This is a genomic window from Lacihabitans sp. CCS-44 (assembly GCF_024343735.1).
Taxonomy (GTDB): domain Bacteria; phylum Bacteroidota; class Bacteroidia; order Cytophagales; family Spirosomataceae; genus Leadbetterella.
On the sequence record NZ_RJUE01000060.1, the window covers coordinates 55,153 to 73,758 of the forward strand.

The following is an 18,606-nucleotide window of genomic DNA, read 5'->3' on the forward strand; positions in this document are numbered from 1 at the left end:
ACATTGACCAACAATTGACCATGGCATTGAAAACTTTTAAAAATAAACACTTAAATTTGTAAGCTTTCAACAAGCAGAACCCCAAGCCATGAGTTAACATTTAAACCCAAAAGTTACTTTTTAAAAAAAATTGGTCAAAATTGAAGAACTCAAAATTAAAGCATCTTAAAGACGAAGAATTAGTTGCCCTTTATGTCGATACCCAGCGGAATCTGTATTTTGAGGAGATTTACGAAAGGTACGCCAATAAAGTATATCGAAAATGTTATTCGTTTGTTTATAATCAGGCCAAAGCAGAAGATTTTACACATGATATTTTCTTAAAATTGATTGTGAAAATTGGTACTTTCAAAGAGTCGTCAAAGTTTTCAACATGGTTGTATTCAATAACTTACAACTTCTGTATGGATCAAATCAGAGTTAACAAAAAAAACGTCGAGGTAGCCTTAGATGGAAACTATGACATTATGGATGAAAACGACGACGATGACCTTTCAAGCATGCATGGTAATCAATTGAGTAAAACTCTAGAAAAAATACCTAGTGACGAAAAGGCTTTGATTTTGATGAAATATCAGGACGATTTTAGCATCAAGGAGATAGCCGATACCCTAAAAATTACTGAAAGTGCAGTAAAAATGAGGTTATTACGGAGTAAAGAAAAACTCAGAAAACTGTATTTAGAAAACATGGTGATATTTGCACTAATCGTTTTAAAATTGATATTTTTCTGGAAAAAATGAATCTATTGGAAGACTTTGATGATGAAGACTTGAAAGCTCCAGAGGCTCTCAAAGAGATGCTTGTATCTGAAATAGAGCTTATCAGAGAAGCCATGACGATAGTCAATATGTTTGTAGGTGAGCCTATGAAAGCCAGTTTAATGTATTTGCAAGAATTTGAACCAAAAAAAACAACTACAAATGAATAAACTACCCAATTTAAAAGATATCCTGATAGATACTTTTTCAAAACTAATCGAACAATTCAGCACCTTCACTTCCAATTTGATAAGTGCCATCGTCATACTTTTGGTGGGTTGGATAGTAGCAAAAACTACATCAATAATAATTAAAAATGTGCTTTCAAGAGTTGGAATAGATAAAATAGGAGATAAAATAAAAGAAATTGAGGCTATAAAGAAATTCAATCTGGACTTTAAGTTGAGTCACATCATCGCCATGATTGTTTATGTATTTATAATGCTTTTCTTGTCTGTTTCTGCAGCAGATAAGTTAGGCGTTCCGGCAATTTCAAACATGTTTTTGATGCTCGTAAATTTCATACCAAAGGTAATGGTAGCTGGAGTGATGACCTTACTGGGTTTATTTCTTTCAGACTTGGCTCGAAACTTTGTGGTGGCACTTTGTAAATCTTTTAACATTGCATCAGGAAAACTCATCGGGATGGGCGTTTTCTTCTTTTTACTGTTCATTACCGTCATTTTGGCCCTTGGTCAGGCAGGCATAAATACCGCATTGTTGGAGTCTAGTTTCAATATCATTATTGGAGGCATGGTGTTGGCATTTTCGATTGGCTACGGCTTTGCTTCTAAAGAAATTCTATTAAATATCATAAGCTCGTTTTACTCAAAAAACAAATTTGTGGAAGGGCAGATTATAGAAATACTTGACGTAAAAGGAAAAATATTGAAAATAGACAATACAAGTATCGTTTTAGAAACCGAAGGTGGACAGACTATTTTCCCCTTAAAAGTATTACAATCAGAAAAAGTGACTTTATACAACTAAACCCGTCAAAAAAATCAAGTTTTCACTTAATGCAAACATAAATAATGAAAAAACTTGTAATTCTAGTTCTTATCAGCGTCTCATTTGTATCTGGTTTATTTGCACAAAAACCAGAGAAACCAGTCCTTAAAAACATGGAGGATTCTCTGAAATACGGGTGGTGGACAAAAGGCACACAGTTAGGTGCTAACATTAGCGGGTCAGCCTTCAGTCAGTCGTGGCAAGGTGGTGGTGTAAATAACCTTGGCTTAGGTGCAGTTTTTAACAACAAAGTTCAGCATTTTAAAGGAAAAGGAGTTTTTACCAATGACCTCCAACTACAGTTAGGTTTTTTAAATAACCTACCAAAAGTAAATGGAAAAATAGAAAGAGAGTTTAGAAAAAACATAGACAGATTGTTTCTAGATTCTAAGTATGCAAAAAAAATAAATCCAAAACTAAATTGGTACGCAGGAATAAATCTTCTTTCACAGTTTATAAAGGGCTACGACTATGCCAACACTGCAAAACCAGTTATCTCTAATCTTTTTGCACCTGCGTTTCTTTCAGAAGGGCTTGGTCTCGAATACAAAGCTACACCACATTTAATGCTCTCTTTTGGAGGTGCTACCCTTCGTCAAACTTTTGTGTTTGACGATGAAGTTTTTGAAAACACTAAAAAAGCAGGCAAGAACAAAGCAGGTAAAGATACATTTTTCTCTTATGGTGTGGAGCAAGGAAAAAAAATGTTGTTTGAGGCTGGTTTTCAGGGAGTTGCTGCTTATGACAAAAACATTACTAAAAATCTTAACATCAAAGGAAGATGGCAGTCATTTTATGCTTATGCTCCAGTTTCAAAAGCGATTGACCATAACGTGAACGTAATAGCCACTGCCAAACTAAACAAATACATCAATCTTAATGTAGGTTTAATAGGAATTTTTGATAGAGATCAGGTATCAAAAGCAGAGGTTGATGCAAAAAAATATAATAGTACTTGGCAATTTAATGGAGGGGCTAATTTGGGCTTTGGAATCCAATTATAAAGTATTTTTTCACCTTAAAAATAAATAAACATGTTTAAAGAATTCAAAAATTTCATTTTAACCGGCAATGTTATTGATTTAGCAGTTGCAGTAATCTTGGGAGCAGCCATCGGTGGAGTGGTAAATGGTTTCGTATCAGATATCGCCATGCCTTTCATTGGCCATTTTATTGGTGGTGCAGACTTCTCTAACCTAAAATATGTGCTTGATGAAGCCGTAATTGGCTCAGATGGTGCAGTACTAACTGCTGAAAATGCCATTAAATATGGATCATGGCTAAATGCGATCATAAAACTAGTAGCGGTAGGTTTTGTACTATTTTTAATTGTAAAAGCTTATAACAAAACAAAGAAACCTGTAGAAGCACCTCCAACTGGTCCTACAGAAATAGACCTGCTAACGGAAATCAGGGACGCTCTAAAAAAATAAAAATATTCTATGATTTTTAAAAAAGGGGAATTCAAGCGAGATTTCCCCTTTTTTGTTTTCCGATCAATTTATTTTAGATTAATTGCTAATTTTTTCAGAATTAATAATTTATTTTTGTTTTGAAAACATTTAGTTTTCTACGTGCTAAAAATATAAAATTCTATTTCGATGATTCCCTTCAAGCTGAAGAACCATCTGCAAGGCGACAAGCAGATATGGTGGATATTGTTGCTTTTGTCACTCATAAGCATTGTAGTAGTCTACAGCTCGGTAAGTGCCCTAGCCTACCGCAAAACAGATGGAAACACAGAGTTTTTTCTTATAAAGCACACTTTTTTTCTGCTTATTGGTCTGTCCATCACATTCGTCATTCACAAGTTTGACTTTACTCAATATGCTGGTCTTGCCCATGTTTTTTTGTGGTTTACCCCCTTTCTGATACTCTATACTTTGATGTTTGGTATCAGTGTGGGAGGGGCTAGACGTTGGGTTTCTATTCTGGGTTTTTCTTTTCAAACTTCCGATTTTGTAAGACTCGTACTCATTACCAATCTATCTGCCATGCTGGCAAGGAGACAGCATATAGAATATAAAGCCAATGACCTTTGGATTATGATATTTTGGACAGGTTTGATAGTTGGCCTTTTATCCATTTCAAGTTTTTCCACTTCAGTTATTTTGGGCATCACCTGCTTTCTTATTATGTGGATTGGTCGTGTTCCAAACCGCTTTTTGGTGAGAATGGTATTGGTGCTAGTATTAGGCTTAGCCAGTATACTCACCCTTGGGCTTATAGTAAAACGAGCCACGGGGACAGAACTTGGACGTGTGCAGACTGTAATTGACCGAACAGAGAGTTTTGTCAACAAAGATCTCGATGGCGATGGCACTGTTGGTGGCGAACAAGGGAGCGTAAGTGAACAAAAAAACTATGCACTTATTGCCATAGCAAGAGGCGGAATATTTGGTATTGGCCCTGGAAACAGTAGTCAGAAAAATATTCTTCCAGATGCATTTTCGGATTTCATATATTCTATTTTGATAGAAGAATGGGGCTTAATTGGAGGAATGGTAGTGATGGGGTTATATCTATGGCTTTTGTACCGAGGAGTATGGAATATTGAAAATACTAAAAGGGCATTTGGCGGCTTGTTAAGTGTCGGCCTAACATTAAGTATTGTACTCCAAGCATTTGCACATATGTTTATCAACGTGGGATTAGGCCCAGTAACGGGTCAAACACTTCCACTAATTAGTATGGGAGGTACCTCAGCATTGTTTACTTCTGTAGCCATTGGAATTGTTTTAAGTGTAACCAAAAATGTGGATAAAGCATGAAAAACGAATTAAAGGTTGTCATATCGGGCGGCGGTACTGGCGGACACATTTTCCCTGCTGTGGCCATAGCCAACGAGATAAAGGCACAAAAACCTGATGCAAAAATTCTTTTTGTAGGGGCTTTGGGAAAAATGGAAATGGAAAAAGTACCAAAAGCCGGGTACGAAATTGTAGGATTACCGATAGCCGGATTTAACAGATCTAATATGTTGGCTAATGTCACTTTCCCATTTAAATTGGTAAAAAGTCTTTTCATGGCTCTAAAAGTCTTACGAGACTTTAAGCCAGACATAGCTATTGGAGTTGGTGGTTTTGCTAGTGGTCCAACTTTACGAATTGCCAATCTTCTGAGCATTAAAACTCTTATTCAAGAGCAAAATTCTTATGCTGGCGTAACGAACAAAATACTGTCAAAGAAAGCCGAGAAAGTTTGTGTGGCTTATCCAAACATGGAAAAATTCTTTGAGAAAGATAAGATTGTTTTCACGGGCAATCCTGTAAGGGGCGATTTGACTAAAATTAACTTAAGTCCTTCTGAAGCAAAAAAATCTTTTGGGCTAGAGCCTGATAGAAAAACCTTGCTTATTATTGGCGGAAGCTTAGGAGCATTGAGTATCAACAAAGGAATAGCAAGTGGATTGAAACATTTACTGAATGCAGATTTACAGATAATATGGCAAACAGGAAAAACATTTGTAGAGCAAGCTAAAGAAACGGTCGCGAATATTCAGAGTCAGAGGGTATATGTCTCCGATTTTATTTATGAAATGGATAAAGCATATGCGGCTGCCGATTTGGTGGTTTCTAGAGCAGGGGCATTGTCTGTGTCGGAGCTTTCTTTGGTCGGAAAAGCCGCCATACTGGTTCCCTACCCTTTTGCAGCTGAAGATCACCAAACACAAAATGCCCTAAGCCTTACTTCCCAAGAAGCAGCTATTTTGGTAAAAGACAATGAAATAGCCGACCACCTAGTAGAAACTATAGTCGAATTGGCGGAAAATGCAGCAAAGCTCAGAGTATTGTCAGAAAATATACTGAAATTTGCAAAACCTTTCGCTGCTAAAGAAATAGTAGAAGAAATATTTAAAATTACCCAAAAATGAAAGTCTTTTTTTCAGAGAATAATGTCGACTACGGCACTTATACTTTCAACTACGCCATATATGCTCAAAAAGAGACGCAGGCAGAGTTGACTGAAATATACGAAAAAGGCTTCTTACCTTACACTGGTAATACTAAAATTGAAAGCGAGTTATTCTACCTCGCGAGAAGTTTAAGAGTCAATCTCGAAAACTTTGATGACACTTCAGAAAATAGACGAGTAAGCAGACTAGTTGAACCTCTTGATATAAAATTAGAGATTTTAGACAAAAACAATTTTGATACAAAAGACCCCGAATTTGTGGCTTTCTGTTCGAATTATATAAACGAACGTATCGGCGAAGACAACATGAGCCTTGAAAGGTGGGATTATATTTTAAAACAAGAGACTGGTACAAACTTCTTCAAATTCAGCAACTCAGAAAAAACATTGGGCTATGTTTTAGCATGTATCAACGAAGAGTTGGTTCACTATTGGTTTGCGTTTTTTGACACAGAATATATGCGTACCCACTCACTTGGCAAATGGATGATGTGGCGTGTAATACGCTGGAGTAAAGACAATAACAAAAAATATGCATACTTAGGAACGGCCTATAAGCCAGCCGCTCTTTACAAAATAAGAGACCACAAAGGCTTAGAATTTTGGGATGGACAGAAATGGAATACAGACTCAAAAATCCTGAAAGATTGGTGCCAGACAGACTTGGATACCAAAGCAGCAGATAGGTTTAAATTATTAGAAGAACCCAATAAATTTTTGAGCGAGCTATGAAAATACCAAAACTTAAAAAGACCATAAATTATGTAATTGGCGGCTCATTGGCGGCTTTTGCATTATTTCTGATATTGGCAGCAACTAAAAACAACGGCCAAAGAAGATGCCAAGGACTAGAAACCAAAATAAAAGATAATTCTCAACAGTTTTTGGTTACTAAAGAAGACATTGAAAAATGGGTGACACAGTATGGAAACGATCCATTTGAAGGGAAAATCATACAAAATATTAACCTAAAAAAAGTCGAAAAGCGGGTTATTGAAAGTGGCACTATAAAATCTTGTAAAGCTTACTTTGATCTTCAAGGGTTCTTGGTTTTAGACATAGAAGCTTACAAACCCGTGGGAAGGATACTGAATCCTTATCAAACCGGAGATCGATTTATTGATAATGAGGGCAATATTTTTCCTTTTTCAAAGCATTTTAGCCCGACTGTGCTGCTTATAAGTGGAGATTATGTAAATACGCTTAAAAGCCTCAAGTCTGAGAAAAATAGTGATTTGCTCGAACTTATAAACCGAATCAGCGAAGACGAGTTTTGGTCGGCTCAGATCACTCAGATTGACGTAAACAAGTACAAGGAGGTAAAAATGCTTCCGCTAATGGGAAAAAATATCATAGAATTTGGGAAGCCAGAAAACATAACTTCAAAATTTGAAAAACTGTTGGTTTTCTATAAACAGATTTTACCTCAAAAAATCTGGGGCGACTTTTCAACAGTAAGTGTAAAATATGAAGGTCAAATAGTTTGTAATTAAGTGATTTTAAATAAGTTTGTATAAATATTAGTTTGCAGTTCAATAATATAAATCTGACATGGAAGAAGATAATCTGGTAGTAGGGCTTGATATTGGTACCTCAAAAATAAGTGCCGTGGCAGGTTCATTGCAAAAAGATGGAAGCATAAAAATCAATGGTTTTGTGGAGAGATCTGTAGTTCCTAAAGATGAAATGCTTAGAAATGGGGAAATCGAAAATGCTCACCGTACTATCGAAATAATAGATGAGGTTCTTGAAGAACTTTCTGACAATTTGACCATCAACCTTGAATCTGTAAATGTTAATATTTCTAATCCTGAAATCAGCGGACATTTTCATAAAGGAAAGGTAACAAAATCTGGTGAAAACAAACAGATTCAGCAAGCCGATGTAGACAAACTTGCCGACGACGTAAGGGTAACTTTTAAAGCCTATCCAGGGCGAACAGTACTACACGCCATGCCGCAAGATTTTTATGTAAATGACGTAAAAGCCGGCGAAAAAGTAGTTGGGAAATTTGGTGTACAAATAGGAGGAGATTTCTTTTTTCTAACATCAAAATCTGAAAGTTTAGAAAATCTATATTACACTTTGAAAAGTGTAAAAGCAAAAACCGATGATCCAAAACAACCCTTTATTCAAATCGACAGTGTTTTGCTAAGTTCAGTGGCAGACTCATTTGCTCTGCTTGACAGTAGCATTGACGACAAGCGTAATGGCGTAGCGATAGTTAATATTGGAGCTGAAATGATGGAGATGTGTATATATCTCAAAAACGGCATTCGATTCTTTAAAGCTCTGCCAATCGGAGGAAATTCTATAACCAAAGACCTCGCCGACACTTTTCATATCAGTTTTGAAGAGGCAGAAATTCTTAAAAAAATATGTGGAAATATTCCAGCGTCGAGCATCAGTGATACTGAAGTAGCTGTCATCGAACGTAAAAAAGACCTTGCTCCAGTAGAAATAATTCTAAAAAATGCTTCTACAGTGGTGGAGTGGCGTTTAAAAGAAATGGCAGCAATCGTAAAAAGTGAATTAACAAGGTCAGGCTATGATGGCATGCTTACCAACGGAATTATTCTGACTGGCGGCACGGCTTCGATGGGAATCATCAAAGAGATTTTTGTGGAAGTTTGCAAACTGAAAAGCATCAGAAAAGCTAAGATTAGTAATAAAATCAACTTCAACGGCCATGAATTTCTGAACAAGCCAAAATATTCTACAATGATAGGACTTTTAATGGCCCCCAACTATCATTTTGACACGAGGATTGACAACAGAATACTTAAACACGCCGCTGTAAAAGCCGTTGAGGTTGAAATTCCAGATAAAAAGGCAATTAGCAAATCAGAAACAAAAACACCCAAAAAACCAATTTTTGAGATGTTGAAGGATTTGATCATCGATAAAAAAATGAACGATGAATATATAAACTAAGGCCATTTAAGAATTGGCGAATTATGGTATTAGAACCTAAATACAAAATTGAATTTAAGTCCAGTATGGAAAAAATAATAAAAGTAATTGGTGTAGGTGGAGGTGGCGGAAACGCTATGCTGAACATGTACAACCAAGGAATGCATGACGTTGACTTTGTGGCTTGTAACACTGACGCTCAAGCACTTAAACAATTCCCCGACGACGTTATTCAACTTCAATTGGGAGCGGAGCTTACCAAAGGACTTGGTGCTGGTACAGACTGGAAAGTAGGCAAACAAGCGGCCATTGAAAGCGAAAAAAGCATTAATGATATACTTGCAGACCCAACCGAAATGGTGTTTATAACAGCTGGAATGGGTGGAGGAACTGGCACGGGTGCGGCTCCCGAAATAGCTAGATATGCAAAGTCTAAAAACAGATTAACTATTGGGGTTGTTACAGACCCATTTAGACATGAGGGCTTAGATAAGTTTGAACAAGCATCCAATGGAATTGCCAAGCTCAAAGATTATTGCGATACTGTTTTGGTAATCAAGAATGATCGTTTGGTAGAAATGTACGGCGACCTTGATATAGAATCTGCCTATAAAAAAGCCGATGAGGTATTGGCAAATGCGGTCAGAAGTATTGCCGAGCTTATCACGCGTCCTGGTATTGTAAACCTAGACTTTGCTGACGTGAAAACTGTACTTGGTGATGCTGGACATGCCGTAATGGGTTCTGCAGAAGCCACTGGCCCAGATAGAGCTTCATTGGCCATAGAAGCTGCCCTGAATTCTCCGCTTTTGGAAAACAATAACATCAAAGGTGCGAAACGAATTTTGGTTTCGATTGCTTATTCTGATGAATTGCCTGAATACAAAATAAAAATGTCTGACCAAGCTAAAGTCACTGATTTTGTTGAAAGCCAGATTAAGTCCAGAGCGAAGATTTTTAAACACGGTTTTGCAATAGATAGAAGTTTGAAAGACAAAGTCAGAGTTACCATTGTAGCTGCAAGGTTTGACGACAATGTCGAAGAAGAAGAACCAGAAGTTATAATAGCTCCTAAGCAAGAAGAACAAAAAATAGAACTTGGTGGAGGCCTAGACGCTCTCATAAGGGAAAAGTCTGGAAAGCAAGTAAATAAACAAAGCCCATTAAATCAGATCGGACTCTTTGAACAGGAGGATAAATTCATAAAAGGAATCACTGAATTTACAAAAAATGGTGTAAATATTAACGATCTCCTAGATTCTCCTGCCTATAGTAGATATGGTGTGGAGTTGATAGATATCTCTGCTGTTGGTGAAGAAAACATAGATAAAGTAAATCTTTTGGATTTGTACACTGAGCTTAGTAATCAAAAACTGATTGATTGACTTTATTATCCAAAAAGAAAAAGCTCTGAAACCTTCCATTTCAGAGCTTTTTTTGTAAAAAAAATTTCAAACTATCTTCAAAAACATTTCAAAAACAAATGTCTGATTCAGAGCATAGGTATTTTATTCTCAATAAACCCTATAACATGCTATCACAGTTTATTGGTGATGACTTTGGCAATAATATGTTGGGCAAAATAGACTATGACTTCCCAGAAGGAACACACGCCATTGGTAGATTGGATAATTTATCAGAAGGCTTGTTGATCTTGACAACCAACAAAAAAGTCACTAAGCTGCTCTTTAACAGCAAAATACTTCATAAACGAACCTATATAGTTCAGGTAGATGCCACCATTACTGACCAAAATATTTCAGATTTGAGAATAGGTGTACCCATTTTGTTAAGAGGCAACATCATGTGGACAACAAGCCCATGCGAAGTAGAACGTATAGAAAAGCCGGACGAATGCTATAATATTGTTAACACTTTGCACCCCAGACATCCACATGCTTGGCTGAAAATAACACTCACAGAAGGCAAATACAGACAAATAAGAAAGATGATAATTGCTGTAAATAATAAATGTAAAAGATTAATCAGAACGTCGATAGAAGAGCTAGAACTGAGTGACTTACCAGTTGGGCAAATACGGGAATATTCAGAGGGTGATTTTTTTCAAAGGTTAAAAATCGAATACGCAAAATAGTTTCTTATGGGCTATTTCAAAAAAGTAGCTTCGTGTTTAGCTAATTTTATAATTACTCTTCTATATTTTTGCAAATAGCTAAACTTCGAATATAATTCAACCCTTATAATATGCTCATTGTAGATGCTCACCTCGACCTTTCTATGAATGCTCTTGAATGGAATCGAGACCTTACTCAGGAAATATCAGAAATAAATGCCCGAGAAAAAGGAATGAACGACAAACCTGATCGAGGCAAAGCCACCATTTCGCTCAACGAACTTCGAAAAGGAAATATAGGTCTTGTGGTGGCCACTCAAATAGCGAGATTTGTGAAGCCTGAAAGCACCTTACCTGGCTGGAACTCTCCGGAACAAGCTTGGGCACAAACCCAAGGACAATTGGCGTGGTACGAAGCCATGGTGGCAAAGGGAGAAATGAGAATGATAAAAACTTCAATGGATTTACAAAGCCATTTAGCCATTTGGGAAAATGATAAAAAAGCAATAGGATTTGTTTTGAGCCTAGAGGGTGCCGACTCGATTATCGATATCAGCTATTTAGAAAAAGCCTATAGTTATGGACTAAGAGCCATTGGGCCAGCTCATTATAAAGAAGGACGATATGCCAACGGAACCGACTCTACTGGCAAAATGGGGAAAGCAGGTTTAGATTTGTTGAAAGAAATTGAAAGGTTGGGGATGATTCTAGACATGACTCACCTTTGCGATGACGCATTTTGGCAAGCTTTAGAAAACTACCATGGAGCTTTATGGGCGAGCCATAACAATTGTCGAAAATTTGTAAATCATAACCGCCAATACGCAGACGAACAAATAAAAGCCATTATTGAAAGAAATGGAGTAATTGGGGTGGCTTTAGATGCATGGATGATGGTACCGAATTGGACCCGAGGCGTTTCAGACCCTAAGATTACGGGTTGCAATCTAGAAATAGTGGTAAACAACATTGACCATATCTGTCAACTTGCGGGCAACACAAACCACGTTGGCATAGGATCAGACCTTGATGGAGCCTTTGGAAAGGAACAATGTCCGTATGATTTAGAAACGATTGCGGATTTGCGAAAGATAGGAACAATCCTAAAATCCAGAGGTTACACCGAAAACGATGTTTCGAAAATTATGCACCAGAATTTTATTGATTTTCTAATGAAGAATCTCCCGTAGAGCGATTTTTCAAATCACTCAGAAAATATAAGACCAATAAGCTTCAGACAACGATTTGAAAAATCGTTTTACACAAGCTGTTCTTTCAACACTTCAAAAGCTTTGAGCAAGCTCTGGTTTTTGTATAAAACACCATATACAAACTCTAAAATTGGCATCCTAACCTCAAGATTCTTGTTAATTTCATGAATACTTTTGGTAGCATAATAACCTTCTGCTATCATTTTAAGCTCCATTTGTGCTGTTTTTACAGAATACCCACGCCCTATCATGTTGCCAAAAGTTCGGTTTCTACTAAATTGCGAGTAAGCCGTAACCAACAAATCACCGAGGTAGGCCGAAGAATTTATTTGTCTTCCGTTTGGAGAAATTTTGTTTACAAAACGCTCAATTTCTAACATGGCGTTGGAAACCATTACTGCTTGAAAATTATCTCCAGCACCTAGCCCATGTGTTATGCCACAGGCCAAAGCCACAATGTTTTTCATTACGGCTGCATATTCTACCCCATCAATATCCGTTATGTAGGCTGTTTTTACAAATCTACAAGATAACAAATCGGCAAAACCTTGAGCTGTTTCTATTCCGTCAGAAGCTATTGTAAGGTAAGATTGTTTTTCAAGGGCAACTTCTTCAGCATGGCATGGTCCTGCAATGGCCGCGATCTGATTTTTATCGATATTAAATTTTTCAGAAAACCAATCTGTTACCAGCTTGTTGCAAGATGGCACCATTCCTTTCACTCCAGAAACAATTTTCTTTCCTACAAATATATCAGCACTAACGTCTGTCAATGCACCTTCAATAAATGCTGCGGGAATAGCCAGTATGACCCATTCGGTATTCTTTAAAGCTTCCTTTAGATTGTTGTAAGGTTTAATCTTTGAAGGATGGAGCTCAACACTACTCAAATATTGTGGATTGTGGTGATGCTTTTTGATATGGGCTATTGCTTCGATATCACGCAACCACCACTTTATTTTTATGTTTTTTTCAGAAAGTATCTTTATTAAAGCCGTAGCCCAACTACCTCCTCCAATAACGGTCACGCTCATTTGTCTTGAAATGTTTACTTAGCAAAATTAGCTTTTTTTGAGCAAATTAATCACAAAAAAAGAGTGACAACATTTTGCCACTCTTTCTTGTCCATATTATCTCACGTCTTATTTCTTAACTTCAGCCTTCTTTTTTATCACTTTGTCGCCATCCTTGAGTTTTTTAGAAACTTCCAAAAATGGTCCAGAAATTATCTCTTCGTTTGCCTTAAGTCCTGAAGTAACTTCTATAAGACCTGCACTTGTATCGGTGATACCCGTCTTCACTTCACGTTTTTTGGCTATCCCTTTGTCATTGATAAACACAATCTCCTTTGGCTTCTCTTTTTTCACTTCCGCTTCTTCAGTTACAGCACCCAAGCCCATTCCATCCTCATCTTCTGGTTTTTTATCTTTTTCTTTTCCTTCAACTCTGGTTGTCACCGCTGAAATAGGCACAGACAATACAGAAGGTTTTGTGGCCGTAACGATGTCAACAGTGGCCGTCATTCCTGGTTTGAAAGGATATTTCTTTCCTTTTCTTAAGTCAATCAATTCACGATATGAGGAAGGAAGAATTTTGATTCTTACCTCAAACTCAGTAACGGATTCTGTTGAGTTACTTGTAGCACCAGTTAGCGAACCACCTGCACCATTGGCAGTATTTGCCACTTGGGTCACAAGGCCTTTAAATTTCTTACCAGAACCCGAATATGCATCCACATCCACAATTACCGTATCGCCCAACCCTACTCTGATGATGTCGTTTTCGTTTACATTTACCCTTACCTCCATGTTGTTGAGGTCGGCTATTCTTAACAATTCGGTACCCGCCATTTGTGAAGTTCCTACCACCCTTTCACCTAGTTCTACGGCAAGTTTTGACACAATACCGTTCATCGGAGCGTAAATATTGGTTTTTCTAAGATTTTCCGAAGCGTCTTTCAAGGCTGCTTCTGCACTGCTAATACCAAATTTCGAAGCCTCATAATTAGACTTTGATGCTTCTACATCCTGCTTTGCTATTTTAAGATTTGTTTCGGCAGTTTCAAAATCTGACTGCGAAATTACTCTGTCTTCTAATAATCTTTTCTGACGATTATATTCCATCTGAGCTCTCAAAAGTTGAGATTCAGCTCTTGAAATACTGGCTTTTGTTTGTTCAGCAGTTGCTCTTGATTGATTCACTCCAGCTCTAAATCTGTCTACCACAGAAACATAATTTTCTGGCTGAATTTTTAGCAACAATTGGCCTTTTTTAACAGAATCTCCTTCTTTTACATAAAGTGCGATAATTTCACCAGATACGTCTGGAGATATTTTAACCTCCACTTCTGGCTGAATCTTTCCAGATGCAGAAACGGTCTCTACCAAAGTTACCGAACTCACCTTCGAGAGCTCAACCTCTGTGGGTTTTTCGGCCATTATCCAGCCTTGTTTTTTAGCTACTAAAAATGCAATCAACAGCACTACCACCACACCCAACAATATCCACCATATTTTATTCGATTTCTTTTTCATTTGTCTTAAAATTCTAAGGGTTTATTCTGATAAAAGTCTAATATTTTTATTCTAAAAACGTAATCGTATTTTGCTACAATGAGGTTTGATTTTGCTCTGTCAAGATTTGTTTTTGCCAAATTATAATCAACAAAATTGCTAGCTCCTGCATTATATCTCGATTCAGCAGCTTTGAAAGATCTTTCTAAAGCGTTGGTTTGAGCCAAGGTTGCTGAGTACCTCTTTTGAGCATTCAGCATCGTTATGTATGCTTGATCTATGTTTTGCTTAATCTGCAATTTGGTGCTTTGGTTTTGCAAATCCACCTGCATTTTCTGAATTTTTGCTGCTTGGCTCTGGTATTTCTGATTGTATCCGTTAAAAATCGGGATTCTTGCTGAAATACCTAGGTTCAAATTCTGATTCGTACCCAATTGCTTAAAATAAGGTATGCCATCTGAAGCATAAGTCGTTTGAGGAAAATTAATGACAAAAGGTATGGTCTGTCCCTCAAACGTAGCAGAAACAGGAATTTGATTGGAGGTTGTTCCAGTTTCGGTGAGGGTTTTTGCTACGCTAGAAAATGCAGTTCCCCAACTTGTGCTTGCAGAAATACTGGGTAAACCTAAGCTTTTGGCGATGGCAATATTTCTATCGGCCGCTTTTAGTCTAATCTCCCCTGCTTTTATTTCTGGCATATACCCAACTGCGGTTTGATAAATGGTATTGGCATTTTCTCCATAATTAACAATATTTGGGTCTGGAATTTCTATTCTTGCCACTTGAAGGTTCATTTCTGCAGGAGCATTCATGGCTTGTTTGAGCGTCAAAATCGCCGACTCAAGGCTGTTTTGGGCATTTATAAGACTCAGCTCATCGTTTGCAGTTTGGGCATCCAAATCAAAGAGGTTGGTTTCTGGCAAAGAGCCTGCATTAACCAATTTCTGGGTACGCTCATATTGTAGTCTTGTTACATCCAATTGTTTTTGAGCCACGTCTATCAGATCTTCGGCTGACAACACGTTGAGATAAGCAACAGATACTTGTAACGAAACGTTGTTCTTTTGGGTAGCCACATCCATTTGAGCCGCTTCAAGGTTAAGTTGGCTACGCTCCAAAGTGTTCTTGTTTCTGCCTCCATCAAAAATTGGCATACTTACACCCAAGCCCATGTTGTTAGTACCAATGGTATTCGTTACTATTCCGTTGGTAAAAGGGTCAACGTTTCTACCTGCATTGCCATTCAAATTAAACTGTCCGTTGACAGTTGGCAATTTGGCCACTTTAGATTGGCTGAGCTGAACAATGCCGCTTTCGACTGCCATCTGAGACTGCTTTAGGCTCACATTGTTGCTTATGGCATAGTCAATACAAGCCCTCAATGAGTATTTTTGAACTACTTCTGAACCCGTAACCTTTGTTTGTGCAAAGCTATTGGCTCCGTAAATAAGAAAAATAGAAAATAGTAATTTTTTGAATTTCATACACTGATTCAATAATTGAATACAATTTTAATAAGGATACGGCACTCGTCGCTATATAATTTATTTGAACGGTAAAATATGGGCGAGTGAGTGGTTTAAAACTATGTGGCTACTTTGTGTGGAGTGTGTCCATATTTCTCTTTGAAGCTTTTTATAAAATGTGAAACGCTCTCGTATCCAATGGTTTCTGCTACTTCCTCCACATTGCCCATTTTGTTTTTTATCAAAAAAGCTGCATGCTCCAGTTTTTTATCTTTTATCCATTGGCCAGGAGACTGAGCAAATAATTCTTGAAATTCCCGTTTGAAAGCTGAAAGGCTTCTACCCGATAATTTGGCTAATTCGTCGAGGTTCAAGGGCTTTAAATAAAATGTATTCAGAATAAATTCTAAATCGGCTTTTTGGCCAGTATATATGGAAAAAAGCAGATTTTTGAGTTGATTGTTGGGGTCAAATTCCAATAAATGCAAAAGTAATTCCTGCACTTTCAGTTTCAGAAATTGATTGAGATATTTGGTTTTGCTTTTGAAATAAGGCAAAATAGACTCTATATATTTACCAAAGGCCTCGTTGGATTTCAAAGTAAGTAGCCATGAACTGTTGGGATCTATGGAGGTCGTATTCTCAAAAAGCTCGAGATTTTGACTTACAAATTCCTTCAATATTTTTTCATCAAAGAAAAAAACCAAGCTTTTGTAAGCCTCATTGATAGACTCTGACATCAGATAATATCCTCGCTTCACAAAAAGTACATCGCCCTTCTGCACCCTTACTTCGGAGTTTGAGCTGCTGAATATTTTGTCTCCTTCCAATACGTAAATCACAGCGTTTTCTTCAAAAAAAACATCGTTTTTGGAGGGATATACATCACTCCGATAAGCCACAAAGGTATTTTCTTGAATCTTGAGAGACTCAAACTGATGGGCTTGTATTTCGGATGGAATTCGGAGCATAGAATTTTGTCTACATCTTATTAAGAAAGCTTTTTCATAAAAATCAAGAACATAAATTTTCTAAACAAGATAACTTCGGTAATTAAATCGAAGCTTTCTTTATAAAGAATCTGTGTCAAATCCGTGTTTATCTGTGTGCCTTCTTTTGTTCATTTATTTCTAATTCAATTACCTAATTTCCCTTCACCCGGCTTTTTAATTCCTGGCTGAAGAATCTCGAAATTTTCTTCTTCTTTTGCTTTTTTAACGATGACTTTTACGTCTTCCAGCAATTTTTTGGAGTCATAAACAATACCATCTTTTACGGTATACTTCACCCCACCAACTCTTATCACTTCGTTTTTATCGTTTACTTTTATAGCTCCGGTGCCATAGAGTGTCTTTAAGTTGGCCAAAGGATTTTCTTCCATAATCGCAAAATCCGCCAATTTACCTACTTCCACAGAGCCTATTTCTTTGTCCATCCCCAAGGCCTCAGCACCTTTTATAGTAGCGGCTCTTATAACTTCCAAAGGATGAAAGCCTGCCTCACGAAGCAATTCTAACTCACGGATATATGCAAAACCGTACAACTGATAAATAAATCCAGAATCAGAGCCTGTCGTTACCCTTCCACCTTTGTTTTTATACTCATTCACAAATCGCATCCAGGTTTTATAATTTTCTTTCCATTGCACCTCTTGCTCTGTTCCCCAATTGAGCCAATAGCTACCATGAGATATGCGGCTTGGGCCATAAAAACGCCAAAGCGATGGCAATGTATACTCATCGTGCCACTCTGCTCTGCGAGCTAGCATGAACTCTCTGTTGGCTTCGTAAATATTAAAAGTAGGATCCAGCGTAAAGTCTAATTTGAGTAATTCATCCATCACTTTATACCATTTTTCTGACCCTGGCTCCGCAGCTTGTTTCCAGAGTTTGCCAGCTTCCTCAAACCTGTGCTGCTCGTTGTTGTAGTTATAATCGGCTGGGTAGTTTTGTAAAGTTCTTTCATCAAAAAGTGCCTCTGGCAATCCATACCAATGCTCCATCGATGTCAATCCGGCCTTTGCGGTAGCCAAAACGTTCATTCTTGCCACTTCTAGCTGTGCATGGTGACACGCTGACCGCAAGCCAAGCAATTTGTTTTCGCCCAAAGCAGCCCTAAAAACATCAGGTTCAGCACCAAAGAATTTTATACCGTCAGCACCTTTTTTGGCATTGTTTCTTACCCATTCTTTGGCTTGTTCTGGCGTAGTTATAGGTGTATCCGAACCCATTCCAAAGGCCGTATAGGCCAATATTCTTGGGGCAACTATCTCATTTTTAAGGCTTTTTTGTTTGTGGTTCAGCGTCCAATCCAGTCCATTTCCAGCCGAAGGGTCACGAATAGTGGTGATGCCGTGTCCCATCCAAAGTTTAAAGACATATTCAGACGGTGTGCCTTGCGAACTGCCGCCTATGTGGCCATGCATATCCACAAAACCCGGCGTAAGATACATCCCCGTACAATCCAATTCTTTATCCCCTGCTTCAGCTTTTGGCCTACGTTTTGGGTCTATGGGTACGCCAGGATATCCTACTTGCTTTATCTCTTTTATGCGGTTTTTTTCAACTACAATATCCACAGGCCCCACAGGTGGTGCACCAGTGCTATTTACCAAAGTCACTCCTCTGATGATGAGTTTATTATACGGCCCGTCTCCTTCGATTCTGTTGGGAGCGTCTTTTATTTGGGCAAAGGCTAATAATGGGGCAAAAAAGCAAAATGCGATAAGTTTTTTCATTGTAG

At 37.7% G+C, this 18,606-nt stretch carries 18 protein-coding genes; 13 read left to right on the forward strand and 5 right to left on the reverse strand.

Annotated elements, in window-relative coordinates:
* The first annotated feature begins 140 nt into the window (after positions 1 to 140).
* The 13 genes from EGI26_RS14635 (at position 141) to EGI26_RS14695 (ending at position 11,864) form a co-directional block, all read left to right on the forward strand.
* Positions 141 to 743, forward strand: a complete 603-nt coding sequence (locus EGI26_RS14635) for an RNA polymerase sigma factor (protein WP_255079472.1) — start codon at positions 141 to 143, stop codon at positions 741 to 743.
* Positions 740 to 931 carry a hypothetical protein gene (locus tag EGI26_RS14640; RefSeq protein ID WP_255079473.1) on the forward strand — a complete coding sequence of 64 codons (192 nt, stop codon included), beginning with the start codon at positions 740 to 742 and terminating at the stop codon, positions 929 to 931. The genes EGI26_RS14635 and EGI26_RS14640 overlap by 4 nt, the downstream gene beginning before the upstream one ends.
* Positions 924 to 1,751 (forward strand): mechanosensitive ion channel family protein, encoded by an 828-nt coding sequence (locus EGI26_RS14645; protein WP_255079474.1) that lies wholly within the window; start codon positions 924 to 926, stop codon positions 1,749 to 1,751. The genes EGI26_RS14640 and EGI26_RS14645 overlap by 8 nt, the downstream gene beginning before the upstream one ends.
* A 44-nt stretch (positions 1,752 to 1,795) precedes the next feature.
* Positions 1,796 to 2,776: a DUF3078 domain-containing protein gene (locus EGI26_RS14650; protein ID WP_255079475.1), complete on the forward strand. Its 981-nt coding sequence runs from the start codon at positions 1,796 to 1,798 to the stop codon at positions 2,774 to 2,776.
* 30 nt (positions 2,777 to 2,806) lie between these two features.
* Complete coding sequence (mscL, locus tag EGI26_RS14655) at positions 2,807 to 3,205, forward strand: large conductance mechanosensitive channel protein MscL (RefSeq protein ID WP_255079476.1); 399 nt, start codon at positions 2,807 to 2,809, stop codon at positions 3,203 to 3,205.
* Positions 3,206 to 3,373: 168 nt separating this feature from the next.
* Positions 3,374 to 4,543, forward strand: coding sequence for an FtsW/RodA/SpoVE family cell cycle protein (locus EGI26_RS14660; protein WP_255079477.1), 1,170 nt, complete (start codon positions 3,374 to 3,376; stop codon positions 4,541 to 4,543).
* Positions 4,540 to 5,646 carry an undecaprenyldiphospho-muramoylpentapeptide beta-N-acetylglucosaminyltransferase gene (murG, locus tag EGI26_RS14665; protein WP_255079478.1) on the forward strand — a complete coding sequence of 369 codons (1,107 nt, stop codon included), beginning with the start codon at positions 4,540 to 4,542 and terminating at the stop codon, positions 5,644 to 5,646. The genes EGI26_RS14660 and murG overlap by 4 nt, the downstream gene beginning before the upstream one ends.
* The gene (locus tag EGI26_RS14670) at positions 5,643 to 6,419 is read left to right on the forward strand and encodes a GNAT family N-acetyltransferase (RefSeq protein WP_255079479.1); all 777 of its coding nucleotides are present in this window, start codon (positions 5,643 to 5,645) and stop codon (positions 6,417 to 6,419) included. Before murG ends, EGI26_RS14670 begins: the two co-directional genes overlap by 4 nt.
* Positions 6,416 to 7,180, forward strand: a complete 765-nt coding sequence (locus EGI26_RS14675; RefSeq protein WP_255079480.1) for a cell division protein FtsQ/DivIB — start codon at positions 6,416 to 6,418, stop codon at positions 7,178 to 7,180. Before EGI26_RS14670 ends, EGI26_RS14675 begins: the two co-directional genes overlap by 4 nt.
* 58 nt (positions 7,181 to 7,238) lie before the next feature.
* Positions 7,239 to 8,621: a cell division protein FtsA gene (gene ftsA, locus EGI26_RS14680; protein ID WP_255079481.1), complete on the forward strand. Its 1,383-nt coding sequence runs from the start codon at positions 7,239 to 7,241 to the stop codon at positions 8,619 to 8,621.
* A 65-nt stretch (positions 8,622 to 8,686) separates the two neighbouring features.
* Complete coding sequence (gene ftsZ / locus EGI26_RS14685) at positions 8,687 to 9,985, forward strand: cell division protein FtsZ (RefSeq protein ID WP_255079483.1); 1,299 nt, start codon at positions 8,687 to 8,689, stop codon at positions 9,983 to 9,985.
* A 98-nt stretch (positions 9,986 to 10,083) separates the two neighbouring features.
* Positions 10,084 to 10,695 (forward strand): pseudouridine synthase, encoded by a 612-nt coding sequence (locus EGI26_RS14690; protein ID WP_255079484.1) that lies wholly within the window; start codon positions 10,084 to 10,086, stop codon positions 10,693 to 10,695.
* 110 nt (positions 10,696 to 10,805) lie between these two features.
* Positions 10,806 to 11,864: a dipeptidase gene (locus EGI26_RS14695; protein ID WP_255079485.1), complete on the forward strand. Its 1,059-nt coding sequence runs from the start codon at positions 10,806 to 10,808 to the stop codon at positions 11,862 to 11,864.
* A 68-nt stretch (positions 11,865 to 11,932) separates the two neighbouring features.
* Here the strand turns inward: EGI26_RS14695 and EGI26_RS14700 are convergent, their stop codons facing one another.
* The 5 genes from EGI26_RS14700 to EGI26_RS14720 all read right to left on the reverse strand — a co-directional run bounded on the left by EGI26_RS14700 (position 11,933) and on the right by EGI26_RS14720 (position 18,601).
* Complete coding sequence (locus EGI26_RS14700) at positions 11,933 to 12,919, reverse strand: NAD(P)H-dependent glycerol-3-phosphate dehydrogenase (protein WP_255079488.1); 987 nt, start codon at positions 12,917 to 12,919, stop codon at positions 11,933 to 11,935.
* A 108-nt stretch (positions 12,920 to 13,027) separates the two neighbouring features.
* Positions 13,028 to 14,419, reverse strand: coding sequence for an efflux RND transporter periplasmic adaptor subunit (locus EGI26_RS14705; protein ID WP_255079489.1), 1,392 nt, complete (start codon positions 14,417 to 14,419; stop codon positions 13,028 to 13,030).
* Positions 14,420 to 14,424: 5 nt separating this feature from the next.
* Positions 14,425 to 15,882, reverse strand: a complete 1,458-nt coding sequence (locus tag EGI26_RS14710) for a TolC family protein (protein WP_255079491.1) — start codon at positions 15,880 to 15,882, stop codon at positions 14,425 to 14,427.
* Between the two features lie 101 nt (positions 15,883 to 15,983).
* Positions 15,984 to 16,835, reverse strand: coding sequence for a helix-turn-helix transcriptional regulator (locus EGI26_RS14715; RefSeq protein WP_255079492.1), 852 nt, complete (start codon positions 16,833 to 16,835; stop codon positions 15,984 to 15,986).
* 164 nt (positions 16,836 to 16,999) lie between these two features.
* A complete protein-coding gene (locus EGI26_RS14720) occupies positions 17,000 to 18,601 on the reverse strand; it encodes an amidohydrolase family protein (protein ID WP_255079498.1) in 1,602 nt (533 codons plus the stop codon).
* Positions 18,602 to 18,606: the final 5 nt, after the last annotated feature.